We start from the raw sequence: 14,925 nt of genomic DNA, 5'->3' as shown, positions 1-14,925 counted from the left end.
CTGCCGTAGGCTGCGAAAGCGTTTGCCCTGACACACCGCCATCGCAGCCTTCGGCAGCTCCTACAGAGGTAGCGTTGTTGCGTGAACACACGGTGTCAGTGACACCGTGCGGACCGCCCCGTGTGCCTTACGCGCCAGCGCGGTCGAGCAGGTATTGAGTCAACAAAGGCACAGGACGGCCGGTGGCGCCCTTGTCCTTGCCGCCGCTCAGCCAGGCTGTGCCAGCGATGTCCAGGTGCGCCCAGTCGTAGGTTTTGGTGAAGCGCGACAGGAAGCAGGCTGCGGTGATGGTGCCGCCTTTCGGGCCGCCAATGTTGGCGATGTCGGCGAACGGGCTGTCCAGTTGTTCCTGATATTCGTCGAACAACGGCAACTGCCATGCACGGTCGTCGGCAAATTTGCCAGCGTCGAGCAACTGATTGATCAGCGCGTCGTTGTTGCCCAGCAGGCCAGACGTATGACCGCCCAATGCTACAACGCAAGCGCCGGTCAGGGTGGCGATGTCGATCACGGCCTGAGGCTTGAAGCGTTCGGCGTAGGTCAACGCATCACACAGCACCAGACGGCCTTCGGCGTCAGTGTTGAGGATTTCCACGGTCTGGCCACTCATGGTGGTGACGATATCGCCTGGACGTGTCGCGGTGCCGCTCGGCATGTTTTCCGCGGCGGCGATGACGCACACCAGATTGATCGGCAGTTGCAGTTCCAGCACGGCGCGCAGGGTGCCGAACACGCTGGCAGCGCCACACATGTCGAACTTCATCTCGTCCATACCCGCAGCAGGCTTGATGCTGATGCCGCCGGTATCAAAAGTGATGCCTTTACCGACCAGCACGAAAGGCTTTTCGCTTTTCTTGCCGCCGGAGTAGTTCATCACGATCAGGCGTGGCGGCTGAGCGCTGCCCTGTGCCACGGCGAGGAACGAACCCATGCCCAGTTCGGCGAGTTTCTTTTCGTCGTGAACTTCAACCTTGAGGTTCTTGTGTGCTTTACCCAGCGCCTTCGCCTGTTCGCCCAGATAAACCGGGTGGCAGACGTTAGGCGGCATGTTGCCCAGATCGCGAGTGAACGCCATGCCAGCGGCGATGGCCTGTGCGTGAGTAGCTGCACGCTCTACATCGGCGACGCTGATCTTGTCGGTCAGCAAGGTGACCTTTTTCAGCGCTTTGGCTTCGGCTTTCTTGCTCTTGAAACGATCGAAAACATATTCGCCGTCGGCGAGGGTTTCTACCAGCAGACGTGCCTTGCCATAGGTATCACGGTTTTTGACGACGACCTGATCCAGCGCAATGGCTGCGTCGCTGCCGCCCAAACCTTTAAGAGTCGACAGCACGGCGCTGATGACTTTCTTGAATTGACGGTCAGACAATTCTGCTTCTTTACCGGTACCGACCAGCAAAACGCGCTCGGCTTTCAAATTGGGCAGGTTGTGCAGGAGCAGGGTTTGAGCCACCTTTCCTGCCAGGTCACCACGTTTGAGCACTGCACTGATGGCGCCGCCGCTGAGCGCGTCTACGGTTTTTGCAGCGTCGCTGAGCGCGCGGCCTTCGCCTACGGCGACGACCAGGGTCGCGGTTTTCAAGGTTTCTGGACTTACGCTTTTAACAACCAATTCCATGTCGGGGTCCCCGAATAAACGATGAGCTATCGCGAAATGAATGACGTGCGCGGCAGGGAGCGGGTGTTTCGCATCAACATGCCAACGACAAGGCCCGCAGTTTGACCCCGCCACGGGATCGCTGACAACCCCGGAAAACATGTGAATGTGGCTCTGTGCAGGACGTTTCCGAGAGAACTATCCGGAGCACGCAGTGACAGAGGACCTCATTCACAGGATAATGCCGCATATTTTTTGGCAGACCTGTGTTGAATCTGCCGCCACTGCTAGTACCTTTTCTTGTCTGGCTGCCTGAGCCTGGCGACCCTGGAGTGTCTGGTTTGATCGTCTTTCGTTATCTGTCCCGAGAAGTGCTGGTTACCCTGAGCGCTGTGAGCGCCGTGTTGTTGGTAATCATCATGAGCGGACGCTTCATCAAGTACCTCGCGCAGGCTGCGTCCGGGGCGCTGGATCCGGGCGTCCTGTTCATGATCATGGGCTTTCGTATGCCCGGCTTCCTGCAATTGATCCTGCCGCTGGGTCTGTTTCTGGGGATTCTGCTGGCTTACGGTCGGCTTTACCTTGAAAGCGAAATGACTGTTCTTGCCGCGACCGGCATGAGCCAGCAGCGTTTGCTGTGGATGACCATGGCGCCAGCGACCGTGGTGGCGCTGCTGGTTGCCTGGCTGAGTTTCAGCCTGGCACCGCAAGGCGCGACCCAGTTCTCCCTGCTTATTAACAAGCAGGACGCGATGACCGAATTCGATACGTTAGTGCCAGGCCGCTTCCAGGCGCTGCGCGATGGTACTCGCGTCACTTATACCCAGGAGCTTTCCGAAGACCGTTCGAATCTGGGCGGCGTGTTCATTTCGGAAAAGCGCGTCTCCTCCGACAAGAGCAAGGACCGCGGGATTACCGTTCTGGTGGCAGAAAAAGGCCACCAGGAGATCAAGCCGGACGGCAACCGCTTCCTGATCCTGGAGAACGGCTATCGTTATGACGGCAATCCGGGTGAGGCCAATTATCGGGCGATCAAGTACGACACTTATGGCGCGATGCTGCCCAAGCCGGACATCAGCGACGAGATCACTGACCGCGAAGCCATTCCGACCTCCGACCTGTTCGGCAGCGATGTCTTGCGCAATAAAGCCGAACTGCAGTGGCGTATCTCGCTGCCGATTCTGGTGTTCATCGTGACCTTGATGGCAGTGCCACTGTCCCGCGTCAACCCGCGTCAGGGTCGTTATCTGAAGCTGCTGCCTGCAATCCTTCTCTATATGGCTTACCTGACCATGCTGATCGCGGTGCGCGGTGCACTGGAGAAAGGCAAGCTGCCAATGGCGCTGGGAATCTGGTGGGTGCATGTGCTGTTTCTGTTGATCGGCCTTGGGCTTTTGTACTGGGAGCCGCTGCGCTTGAAGATGGCGAGTCGCCGCAGCGCGTCGGAGGTGGCTCATGGTTAAGCTCGATCGTTACATTGGCAAAAGCGTTTTCGTTGCCATCCTGGCGGTTCTCGGGATCATTCTCGGTCTGGCGTCGTTGTTCGCCTTTATCGATGAAATGGGTGACATCAGCGACAGCTACACCTTGCTGGATGCCAGCAGCTTCGTATTGATGACTGCGCCACGGCGTGTGTATGAAATGCTGCCAATGGCGGCGCTGATTGGCTGCCTGATCGGCCTGGGCAGCCTGGCCAGCAGCAGCGAACTGACGATCATGCGTGCCGCTGGCGTGTCTATCGGCCGTATCGTCTGGGCGGTCATGAAACCAATGCTGGTGCTGATGATTGCCGGTGTACTGATCGGCGAATACGTAGCTCCCGCAGCCGAGAACCAGGCTCAGGCCAACCGTTCTCTGGCGCAGGGCAGTGGTGATGCGCAAAGTGCACGCCACGGTATGTGGCACCGTCAGGGCGATGAGTTCATTCACATCAACTCAGTGCAACCTAACGGCATTCTGTACGGCGTGACACGATATCGTTTCGACAATGAGCGTCATATGCTCAGCGCCAGCTTCGCCAGACAGGCCAAGTTCAACGAAGATCACTGGTCGCTGAACGACATCTCCACCACCTTCTTCCGCGATGGCAGCACCGAGGTGATCAAGACCGCTGACGAGCGTTGGGACGTTGCGCTGAGTCCGCAGTTGCTCAGCACGGTCGTCATGCCGCCTGACTCGCTGTCGATCACCGGTTTGTGGCAATACGCGCACTACCTGGCCGATCAAGGCCTGAGCAATGGCCGTTACTGGCTGGCGTTCTGGACCAAGGTTCTGCAGCCGCTGGTAACGGTCGCGTTGGTGTTGATGGCGATTTCCTTCATCTTCGGTCCGCTGCGCTCCGTGACGCTGGGCCAGCGGGTGTTTACCGGCGTGCTGGTGGGTTTCACCTTCCGCATCGTGCAGGACCTGCTGGGGCCATCGAGCCTTGTGTTTGGCTTCTCGCCGTTGTTTGCAGTGCTGGTGCCTGCGGGTGTCTGTGCATTGGCCGGGGTGCTGTTGTTGCGCAGGGCCGGGTAAGGTTCGCAACTGTGAAAAAGCCGACTTCGTGTCGGCTTTTTTGTGTGTGCAGTTAAGTACCGTGGCGAACTTACTACAGCTATCGCGGGCAAGCGCGCTCCTACATAAGATCGTGATTCAACTGTAGGAGCGCGCTTGCCCGCGATGACGATGTATCAGGCAACGCATTAATGGTACGACCACCCACCCGCAAAGATGAGCTGTTCTACCGCTTCTTCGGCACCCGCACCAACTGGCTATTGGAATACAGGTCATGCCAGCTACGATTCCGCTTATCAAACAACGCCCAGATAAACCCCAGCCCTAAACACAGCCACGATGCGATGGACACCATGAAGCGCAGCAGCGCTTGCAGCAGACTGATTCCGCTTCCATCGGCGTTCTGCACGCGGATGCCCCACACCTGCATGCCCAGCGTTTGCCCTGAGTGAGTCCAGAATTTCGCGAAGAAACCAAATATCACCAGCAGCAAAATCGTAGACAGGAATGGGTCGCCGTCCAGCGAGCCCGATTCCGACATCGCCTTCAGTCGGGCCTCGCCAATGAACGCCATCAACACCAGCTTGTAGATAAAGGCTGTGACCAGCAGCAGAGCAAAGCACAGCAGCGCGTCGTAGAAAATCGCAGCAAGGCGACGGCCCAGGCTCGCGGGCGGGAAGTCACCTTGCGGGCTAAGCAGGTGTCGGGACATGGCAGCGGTTCTCAATCATCGAAAGCGTGCATGTTACTGACTCGCGCCCACAAAAAAGCCCCCTGATATCAATACCAGGGGGCTTTTCATGTTCCAAGGCTTACGCTTCGGCTTGAACTTCGTCAGCCTGCATACCTTTCTGGCCTTGCACCGCAACGAAAGTCACTTTCTGACCTTCTTTCAGGCTCTTGAAGCCGTTGCCCTGAATAGCGCGGAAGTGCACAAACAGATCCGGACCGCTTTCTGGAGTGATAAAACCAAAACCTTTCTCGTCGTTAAACCACTTGACGGTACCGCTCTGACGTTCAGCCATTTTCTTATTCCCTGGAACTTGAATTGATGACAGCCTCTTTCACATGAAAGAGTACTGGGCTGGTTGCAGGAATTAAGAAGCGTAGAGCGGGTTGTAGCAAACTTGGCGCTACTGCCCAGGTCCCGATTCAGCGACCCATGCAAACACAGTTGAGAAACTCTACGCTAACTCTTATTACAAACACAAGCCCCTGTCTGGTGCCCGGATTCAGGCGGTTTCGCGGCGTTTTAAAATATTTACCAGTTATCAGGAATCGATAGTTTTTTACTGTTAGGCGCACTCTTCGAGTGCGCTGTTTTGGCTATTACGCTGCTGTTTAGTGCGTGTAATACAAGCGGCTGATATAGGCGTTAGCCGCCGTATTTTTTTGACGCCGTTAATCAGCCGCGACTGGCACTTACCCGCGATAGTAGCGTTGTGCAACGAAAGGCATTTTGCTGACCAGCATCGGTACTTGCTTGCCGCGCACTACCGCCCAGACTTGAGTGTCCAGTGCGGTAAACGCGCTGTTCAAATAACCCATCGCCAAAGGACCGCCAAGGCTGGGGCCGAAGCCGCCGCTGCATACGGTGCCAATCGAGTTGCCGTGGGCATCGACAATATCTGTGCCTTCGCGCACAGGCGTGCGTTCCTGTGGCAACAGGCCAACGCGTTTGCGGGCTGGGGCGGTCTGTTGTTGAGCAAAGATCTGCTGGGCACCGGGGAAGCCGCCGGCACGAGCGCCATCAGCGCGGCGAACTTTGGAAATAGCCCACAGCAGGCTGGCTTCAATGGGGGTTGTCTCGGTGTTCATGTCGTGGCCGTAAAGGCACAAGCCTGCTTCCAGACGCAGCGAGTCGCGCGCACCCAGGCCAATCGGGGCCACTTCCGGTTCATCCAGCAAGCGCCGGGCCAGGGTTTCAGCCTGATCGGCCGGTACAGAAATCTCGTAGCCGTCTTCGCCAGTGTAGCCCGAGCGGCTGACGTAGCAGTCCACGCCCAGCAACTGCACGCTGGCGAACTGCATGAAGGTCATTTTTGCGACTTCCGGCGCCAGACGCGCCAGCACGGTTACTGCCTGCGGACCCTGAAGGGCGAGCAGGGCGCGCTCTTCAAACAGGGGCTGGATTTCACAATGCTCACCCAGATGTTTCTGCAGGTGGGCAAGGTCGTCGTTCTTGCAGGCAGCGTTGACCACCAGCATCAGTTGGTCATTGCCGAGATTGGCGACCATCAGATCGTCAAGGATGCCGCCGGTGTTGTTGGTGAACATTGCGTAACGCTGCATGCCGACGGGCAGGTCGATGATGTCCACCGGCACCAGAGCTTCCAGTGCCTTGGCGGCATCGGCACCGCTCAGGCGAATCTGGCCCATGTGCGACACATCAAACAACCCGGCTTTTTCCCGGGTGTGCAGGTGTTCTTTCATCACGCCAGCCGGGTATTGCACCGGCATGTCGTAGCCCGCGAAAGGCACCATTTTGGCACCCAGTTCACGGTGCAGGGCGTGGAGCGGGGTGGTGAGCAGTTGTTCGGTCATGATCGATTCCTTGAGTGTTCAGATGGATCGGGGCCGAGGTCATGACGGAACTGAGGAGGTCAGCCCGTGGGAGCGAATTCATTCGCGAAGAGGCCGGTACATCCGACGCATATCCGTCGATTGAAATACCGCATTCGCGAATGAATTCGCTCCCACAGGTCCGTCATTCAACAGACCCGATATTATCTCGGTGGCTCGATCACGCCTCTTGATAGCTCTCGATGGACGGGCAGGCACAGATCAGGTTGCGGTCGCCAAACACGTTGTCGACGCGGCCAACCGGTGGCCAGTATTTGCCATCGATCAAGGACTCAACTGGATACACCGCTTGCTCGCGGCTGTAAGGATGGGTCCATTCGCCGACGATTTCCGCCGCAGTGTGCGGGGCGTTTTTCAGCGGGTTGTCTTCCTTGTCCAGTACGCCGCTTTCCACTGCGCGGATCTCTTCGCGGATCTTGATCATGGCGTCGCAGAAGCGGTCCAGTTCTTCTCTGGATTCGCTTTCGGTCGGCTCGATCATCAAGGTACCAGCAACCGGGAACGACATGGTCGGTGCGTGGAAGCCAAAGTCGATCAGGCGCTTGGCGACGTCATCAACGCTGATGCCGCTGGTTTCTTTCAGCGGACGCAGGTCAAGGATGCATTCGTGAGCCACCAGACCGCTGCTGCCGGTGTAGAGCACCGGGTAGTGTTCTTCAAGGCGGCGAGAAATGTAGTTGGCGTTGAGGATCGCCAGTTGCGAGGCGCGTTTCAGGCCTTCGCCGCCCATCATGCTGATGTACATCCAGGTGATTGGCAGGATGCTCGCGCTGCCGAACGGTGCTGCGCAGACTGCGCCTTCCTTGCGGGCCATGGTCGCGTGGCCCGGCAGGAACGGGGTCAGGTGCGACTTGACGCCAATAGGGCCAACGCCCGGGCCGCCACCGCCGTGAGGGATGCAGAAGGTTTTGTGCAGGTTCAGGTGGGAAACGTCGCCGCCGAACTTGCCCGGTGCGCAGAGGCCAACCATGGCATTCATGTTGGCGCCGTCGATGTAAACCTGGCCGCCGTTATCGTGAACGATGGCGCAGATCTCGCGGATGCCTTCTTCAAACACGCCGTGGGTCGACGGGTAGGTGATCATGATCGCGGCCAGATGATCGCGGTGCTCGATGGCCTTGGCGCGCAGGTCTTCGATGTCAACGTTGCCACGCGAATCGCACGCCGTCACAACAACGCGCATGCCTGCCATGTTGGCGGTGGCAGGGTTGGTGCCGTGAGCGGATTGGGGGATCAGACAGATGTCGCGGCGCTCGTCGCCACGGCTCTGGTGATAGGCACGGATCGCCAGCAGGCCGGCGTATTCACCTTGAGAGCCCGCGTTAGGCTGCAGCGAGATCGAGTCGTAACCGGTGGCTGCGCAAAGCATCGCTTCCAGTTCGTCGGTCAGTTGCTGGTAGCCAGCGCTTTGGTCCGCAGGTGCAAACGGGTGCAGGTTGCCGAACTCAGCCCAGGTCACCGGGATCATTTCGCTGGCTGCGTTGAGCTTCATGGTGCACGAGCCCAGCGGGATCATGGTGCGATCCAGCGCCAGGTCCTTGTCGGCCAGTTTGCGCAGGTAGCGCATCAACTCGGTTTCAGAGTGGTAGCGGTTGAACACCGGGTGGCTAAGGATGGCCGACTCGCGCAACAGTGCTTGCGGCAGGCGCGCTTCAACACTTTGTTCCAGTGCTGCGAAGTCCGGCAGGGTTTGCCCGTCACCGGCAAAGATCGCCCACAGGTCTTCGACCGATGCTTGCGAGGTGGTTTCGTCCAGTGAAAGGCCAAGACGCTGATCGTCGATTTCCCGCAGGTTGATCTTCTGGGCGCGTGCCTTGGCATGCAGCGCTGCGGTATCAGCGCCGGTGTTCACAGTCACGCTGTCGAAGAAGTATTGCTGCTCGACGTTCAGGCCCAGCTGGCTCAGGCCCTTGGCGAAGATTGCAGTCAGGTGATGCACGCGGTTGGCGATTTGCGTCAGGCCGCGTGGGCCGTGATAAACGGCGTACATGCTGGCGATGTTGGCCAGCAGCACTTGGGCGGTGCAGATGTTGCTGGTGGCTTTCTCGCGACGGATATGTTGCTCGCGGGTCTGCATGGCCAGACGCAAGGCCTGCTTGCCGTGACGGTCCACGGAAACACCGACCAGACGGCCAGGCATGTCGCGCTTGTACGCATCCTTAGTCGAGAAGTAAGCAGCATGCGGGCCGCCAAAACCCAGTGGCACGCCAAAACGCTGGGCGCTGCCGATGGCCACGTCTGCACCGAACTCACCGGGCGGCGTCAGCAGGGTCAGGGCCAGCAGGTCGGCCGCGACGGCGACCAGAGCGTTGGAGGAGTGGAAGCGCTCAACCAGTTCGCGGTAATCGAACAGGTCGCCGTTGCTGGCGGGGTATTGCAGGAGTGCGCCGAAGAACGGGCTGACGTCGGTCAGCTCTGCTTCGTCAGCGACAACTACGGTGATGCCCAGTGGTTCAGCGCGGGTGCGCAGCACGTCGAGGGTTTGCGGATGGCAGTGGCTGGAAGCGAAGAACTGGTGGCTGCTCTTGTTCTTGCTCAAGCGTTTGCAGAAGGTCATCGCTTCGGCAGCGGCCGTGGCTTCATCGAGCAGCGAGGCGTTGGCGATTGGCAGGCCGGTCAGGTCGCTGATCAGGGTCTGGAAGTTCAGCAGTGATTCCAGACGGCCTTGGGAAATTTCTGGCTGATAAGGCGTGTAGGCGGTGTACCAGGCCGGGTTTTCCAGCAGGTTGCGCAGGATCGGCGCAGGCGTGTGGGTGTTGTAGTAACCCTGACCGATGTAGGTCTTGAACAGTTGGTTCTTGCTCGCGATGGCTTTGATCGAAGCCAGTGCGTCTGCTTCGCTCAGGCCTGGCTGCATGCCCAGAACGCTGGTGCCTTTGATGCTTTCCGGGATGACGCTGGCGCTCAGGGCTTCCAGCGAGTCATAGCCCAGGGTTTGCAGCATGGCCTGCTCGTCATCGGCGCGTGGGCCGATGTGACGGGCGATGAATTCGTTGGCGGTGGTCAATTGAATACGGTCAGTCATGGTCTGCTCCTCAGGCTTCGGCGTTGGCTTTGATCAGGCGGTCGTAGGCGTCCTGATCAAGCAGGCTATCGATAGCGCTGGCGTCTTGGGGAATGAAGCGGAAGAACCAGCCGGCGCCCAGGGCGTCTTCATTGACCAGTTCCGGGGTGGCGTCGAGGGCCTGGTTGACTTCAACCACTTCGCCATCGAGTGGCATGTTGATGCTGCTGGCTGCCTTCACTGATTCGACGACCGAAGCTTCGGCGTCTTTGGCGTAGGTCTGCAGCTCAGGAAGTTGCACGTAAACCACATCACCCAGAGATTCTTGCGCGTAAGGCGTGATGCCTACCGTGACACTGCCATCGGCTTCGGCCCGCAGCCATTCGTGATCGACGGTGAATCGCAACTCGCTCATAGATACTCCTAAGGTGACTTGATGCTCGCGGCAGGCGCTAGCATTGATGACAATCACTTAGCAAATATGCGGCCAGTTTTATTTTTGTTATATAAATCAGCTAGTTATATGATATTGAATATCTAGCAATGATTTGCGGTGTAGCGAAATCGATACAACCTGTATCCGGTTACAAACTTTCGACGGATCAGAGCCTTGGCGGCGGCGGGCATGCCAATTCCGTATTGAAATCGTTACGGTGTATTGAAATCGATACGATTGTGGGGGCCGTTGCTGGCACTGGCTGAACGAAGTCCTGTGCAGACTGTGTGAAAACTACTGCAGGCTGGGCACCTTCGGTGCTACGCGCACAATACTGCGTTAAAAACAGGCGAAAAATGCTCATTTAGAACACCTAGACTCCGCTTTTTCGCCTGTTTTTGCCTTGTCTTGCCGTCGCTCGCTACGTTTTCACACAGTCTGTGTGGGAGCGAATTCATTCGCGAATGGGCCGGTACATTCAATACATCTCTTTCTTCTGGAATTCCGCTTTCGCGAATGAATTCGCTCCCACCGTGATCAGCGTTTGCATGCCAACATAGAATCGCCCACAGGTTCTGCGTCGTTCACACCATCACCGCACCGCACTCACTCCATCCAGCGTCGAGAACGAAGTGTCCTTGGCAGTCAGCAGGAAGTCGCGCATGTAGGGCGCGTCCAGCATGTCGGTTCGCACTCCGGCATAGAGTGTAGCGAACAAACCTTTTTCGCCCAGGCGTTTGCCTTTCACATAGCCTCGTGAGCTGTATTCGTGCAACGCCCAGTGGGGCATGCCACAGACGCCACGGCCGCTGGCGACCAGTTGCATCATCATCACGGTCAGCTCCGACGTTCGCACCTGCGCCGGCTCGATTTCGGCCGGTTCAAGGAAGCGCGTGAAGATATCCAGCCGGTCTCGTTCCACCGGGTAAGTGATCAGGGTTTCCTTGATCAGGTCTTCGGGCACGATGTACGGCTTGCTCGCCAATGGGTGCTGATTGGCAACCGCCAACATGGCCTCGTAGGTAAACAACGGCACGTAGGTGATGCCCACCAGTTCCAGCGGATCGGACGTCACCACAAGGTCCAGATCGCCGCGGGCCAGAGCAGGCAAGGGTGCGAAGGCAAAGCCGGAGGCCAGGTCCAGTTCGACTTCCGGCCAGGCGTCGCGGAACTGGTCGATGGTTGGCATCAGCCACTGAAAACAGCTGTGACACTCGATCGCCATGTGCAAACGCCCCGCGGTGCCGCCCGCCAGTCGGGCAATGTCCCGCTCTGCGCCACGCAATTGTGGCAGCACCGAGTCCGCCAGTTGCAGCAGGCGCAGCCCGGCGCTGGTAAAGCGCACGGGTTTGGTTTTACGCACAAACAACTGCATGCCCATTCGTTCTTCCAGTTCCTTGAACTGGTGGGACAGCGCTGATTGCGTCAGATGCAGGCGCTCGGCGGCTTCCACAAGGCTATCGGCCTCGCGCAAGGCATGCAGGGTTTTCAGATGGCGTATCTCAAGCATCTCGTCTCGCAGGTAATCCTGCGCTCCATGAATGAATTTTGTGATCAACACGAAAACAATGAGTTTGTCTCACGTTGGTCCGGCTGTCGACAATAGCGTCATATTTCGACAGGAGCTTCATCATGGCCTTGGCCCACAATCTTGGTTTTCCGCGCATCGGCGCTGACCGTGAACTTAAAAAAGCGCTGGAAGCGTACTGGAAAGGCGATATCGATCAGTACGGTTTGCGCACAGTAGGCCGGGAGCTTCGGGCCACTCATTGGCAACTGCAAAAAGATGCGGGTATCGAACTGCTGCCCGTGGGCGATTTCGCTTGGTACGACCAGGTGCTGGGCCACTCGCTGGCATTCGGTGTAGTGCCCGAGCGCTTTGCTGATACCCGGGATTTCCGCGGTTTGCCGACACTGGACACCTTGTTCGCCATGGCCCGTGGTGCTGAAAGCTGCTGCGGTACACATGTTCAGGGGCATGGCCAGCAGCAATATGCTCAGGAACTGACCAAGTGGTTCGACACCAACTACCACTATCTGGTCCCGGAATTTACCCAGGATCAGCGCTTCCAGTTGAGCTGGGAGCAGTTGTTCGAAGAAGTGGATGAAGCCCGCGCTCTGGGTCACAAGGTCAAGCCGGTAATCATCGGCCCGTTGACTTACCTGTGGCTGGGCAAGGCCAAGGGTGAACTTTTCGACAAGCTCGACCTGCTGGAGCGCCTGCTTCCTGTTTACGGCGAAATCCTCGGTCGTCTGGCGGGGCAGGGTGTGGAGTGGGTGCAGATCGATGAGCCTATCCTCACACTGGACCTGCCTCAGGACTGGAAAAATGCCTTCGAGCGCGCTTATCACAGTCTGCAATATTCACCGCTGAAAAAGCTCATCGCGACTTACTTCGGTGGTCTGGAAGACAACCTTGGGCTGGCGGCTTCTTTGCCGGTGGACGGTTTGCACATCGACCTGGTACGTGCGCCGGACCAACTGGCTGCGGTGCTGGATCGCTTGCCGACCTATAAAGTGCTGTCGCTGGGGGTGGTCAACGGGCGAAATGTCTGGCGCTGTGATCTCGAGCAAGCACTGGATCAGTTGCGTGAAGCGCAGCAGCGTTTTGGCGACAATCTCTGGGTAGCCGGCTCCTGCTCCTTGTTGCACAGCCCGGTTGACCTGGGTCGTGAAGACAAGCTCGATGTCGAACTCAAGAGCTGGCTGGCGTTCGCCGTGCAGAAGTGTGGTGAAATTTCGCTGCTCACCAAGGCTTTGAATGATCCCGACAGTGTAGAGGGCGCGTTGGCCGAAAGCCGCGCGGTGCAAACCAGCCGCGTGCAGTCGTCGCGGATTCACAAGCCGCAGGTCCAGGCACGTATCGCTGCGATCACAGCGGAGGACAGCCAGCGCCAATCTGCTTTCGCCGAACGTATCGAGCAGCAACGCCAGCGTCTGGACTTGCCTGCGTTTCCGACGACGACTATTGGCTCATTCCCACAGACTGCGTCGATTCGTCTGGCGCGTCAGTCGTTCAAGCAGGGCAAGCTGTCGGCCAATGATTACCACGATGCCATGCGCCACGAGATCCGTCATGCCGTGCAGATTCAAGAGCGTCTGGGGCTGGACGTATTGGTGCACGGCGAGGCCGAGCGCAACGACATGGTCGAGTACTTCGCCGAGCAACTGGACGGTTATGCATTTACCCGCTTTGGCTGGGTGCAGAGTTACGGTTCGCGCTGCGTAAAACCGGCGGTGATTTTTGGCGACCTGAGTCGCCCGCAGGCCATGACTGTGGACTGGATCAGCTATGCACAAAGCCTGACCGACAAGCTGATGAAGGGCATGCTGACGGGGCCGGTGACTATGTTGATGTGGTCGTTCCCACGGGAAGACGTGTCCCGCAAAGTGCAGGCGCAACAGCTGGCATTGGCGATTCGTGATGAAGTGGTGGACCTGGAAGCGGCCGGAATCAAGATCGTGCAGATCGACGAAGCCGCCTTCCGCGAAGGCTTGCCGCTGCGCCGGGCGCAATGGCAGGAATATCTGGATTGGGCCGTTGAAGCGTTTCGCTTGTGTGCCAGCGGTGTGCGGGACGAAACGCAGATTCACACCCATATGTGCTACAGCGAATTCAACGACGTGATCGAGTCCATCGCGGCGATGGATGCCGACGTGATCACTATCGAAACCTCGCGCTCGGACATGGAGTTGCTGGAGGCTTTCAAAGCGTTCGACTACCCGAATGACATTGGTCCCGGTGTTTACGACATTCACTCGCCACGCGTGCCGGGTACGGATGAGATGGTGCGACTGATGAGCAAGGCCGTGCAGCATGTGCCTGCCGAGCGCTTGTGGGTCAACCCGGATTGCGGCCTGAAAACCCGTGCCTGGCCCGAGACCGAGGCGGCATTGGTGAACATGGTGGCGGCGGCCCGGCAACTGCGCAGCCAGTTGGCCTGAAGCTTCAAAGGTGACTGCGCATCCTGTGCAGACTGTGTGAAAACCCTTAGACAAAAACAAACTGCGCGCGCTCACGTGAAATCTTTAAAAGTTTGTGTGGGTCACAGACCTCAAACTCACGTAGGAGCGCGGTTTTTTGAGCGTTTTTTAGCCAGCTAATTGGCTCGTGAGGTTTTCACACAGCCTGTGTGGGAGCGAATTTATTCGGGAAGGCGGCATTCCAGTCGATAAACAGGCTGCGGATGTACCGCCCTCTTCGCGAATGAATTCGCTCCCACCTGTGTGTTTGCAGGCCTGCATAGAACTTCCCACGGAATGTCCATGCGCTTTTGGCTCACAGCGAACCGGTGGGACCGAATTTATTCGGGAAGGCGGCATTCCAGTCGATAAACAGGCTGCGGATGTACCGGCCTCTTCGCGAATGAATTCGCTCCCACCTGTGTGTTTGCAGGCCTGCATAGAACTTCCCACGAAATGTCCGTGCGCTTTTGGCTCACAGCGAACCGGTGGGACCGAATTTATTCGGGAAGGCGGCATTCCAGTCGATAAGCAGGCTGCGGATTTACCGGCCTCTTCGCGAATGAATTCGCACACACGAGTGTTTGCAGGCCTGCATAGAACTTCCCACGAAATGTCCATGCGCTTTTGGCTCACAGCGAACCGGTGGGACCGAATTTATTCGGGAAGGCGGCATTCCAGTCGATAAACAGGCTGCGGATTTACCGGCCTCTTCGCGAATGAATTCGCACACACGAGTGTTTGCAGGCCTGCATAGAACTTCCCACGAAATGTCCATGCGCTTTTGGCTCACAGCGAACCGGTGGGACCGAATTTATTCGGGAAGGCGGCATTCCAGTCGATAAA

General features: G+C 58.0%; 10 protein-coding genes. 3 read left to right on the top strand and 7 right to left on the bottom strand.

Annotated elements, in window-relative coordinates; translation table 11 throughout:
• Positions 1-127: 127 nt before the first annotated feature.
• On the bottom strand, positions 128-1,618 hold the full coding sequence (locus tag RX972_RS20385; RefSeq protein ID WP_027902261.1) for a leucyl aminopeptidase: 1,491 nt from the start codon (positions 1,616-1,618) through the stop codon (positions 128-130).
• Positions 1,619-1,938: 320 nt separating this feature from the next.
• Here RX972_RS20385 and lptF point away from each other — a divergent pair, with 320 nt between their 5' ends.
• Both lptF and lptG read left to right on the top strand, forming a co-directional pair.
• Positions 1,939-3,060 carry an LPS export ABC transporter permease LptF gene (gene lptF, locus RX972_RS20380; RefSeq protein WP_027902260.1) on the top strand — a complete coding sequence of 374 codons (1,122 nt, stop codon included), beginning with the start codon at positions 1,939-1,941 and terminating at the stop codon, positions 3,058-3,060.
• Entirely contained in the window at positions 3,053-4,114 is a 1,062-nt protein-coding gene (gene lptG / locus RX972_RS20375; protein WP_027902259.1) for an LPS export ABC transporter permease LptG, read from the top strand. Before lptF ends, lptG begins: the two co-directional genes overlap by 8 nt.
• A 205-nt stretch (positions 4,115-4,319) precedes the next feature.
• On the opposite strand, the gene RX972_RS20370 is transcribed toward lptG, so the two are convergent.
• The 6 genes from RX972_RS20370 to metR form a co-directional block, all read right to left on the bottom strand.
• A complete protein-coding gene (locus RX972_RS20370; protein ID WP_231675432.1) occupies positions 4,320-4,805 on the bottom strand; it encodes an RDD family protein in 486 nt (161 codons plus the stop codon).
• Between the two features lie 100 nt (positions 4,806-4,905).
• A complete protein-coding gene (locus RX972_RS20365) occupies positions 4,906-5,118 on the bottom strand; it encodes a cold-shock protein (protein ID WP_027902257.1) in 213 nt (70 codons plus the stop codon).
• 397 nt (positions 5,119-5,515) lie between these two features.
• Positions 5,516-6,637 (bottom strand): glycine cleavage system aminomethyltransferase GcvT, encoded by a 1,122-nt coding sequence (gene gcvT, locus RX972_RS20360; protein WP_316877918.1) that lies wholly within the window; start codon positions 6,635-6,637, stop codon positions 5,516-5,518.
• A 199-nt stretch (positions 6,638-6,836) separates the two neighbouring features.
• Complete coding sequence (gene gcvP / locus RX972_RS20355) at positions 6,837-9,701, bottom strand: aminomethyl-transferring glycine dehydrogenase (protein WP_316877916.1); 2,865 nt, start codon at positions 9,699-9,701, stop codon at positions 6,837-6,839.
• 10 nt (positions 9,702-9,711) lie between these two features.
• Entirely contained in the window at positions 9,712-10,095 is a 384-nt protein-coding gene (gcvH, locus tag RX972_RS20350; RefSeq protein ID WP_095101330.1) for a glycine cleavage system protein GcvH, read from the bottom strand.
• Positions 10,096-10,708: 613 nt separating this feature from the next.
• On the bottom strand, positions 10,709-11,626 hold the full coding sequence (gene metR, locus RX972_RS20345; protein ID WP_316877912.1) for a transcriptional regulator MetR: 918 nt from the start codon (positions 11,624-11,626) through the stop codon (positions 10,709-10,711).
• Positions 11,627-11,748: 122 nt separating this feature from the next.
• On the opposite strand from metR, the gene metE reads away from it, so the two are divergent.
• Complete coding sequence (gene metE, locus RX972_RS20340; RefSeq protein ID WP_316877910.1) at positions 11,749-14,061, top strand: 5-methyltetrahydropteroyltriglutamate--homocysteine S-methyltransferase; 2,313 nt, start codon at positions 11,749-11,751, stop codon at positions 14,059-14,061.
• Positions 14,062-14,925: the final 864 nt, after the last annotated feature.

Origin of the sequence: Pseudomonas syringae group sp. J309-1 (genome assembly GCF_032582135.1) — a bacterium.
GTDB lineage: Bacteria > Pseudomonadota > Gammaproteobacteria > Pseudomonadales > Pseudomonadaceae > Aquipseudomonas > Aquipseudomonas quasicaspiana.
Note: the sequence above shows the minus strand (reverse complement) of the source record. Positions and strands in the feature narration are given on the sequence as shown.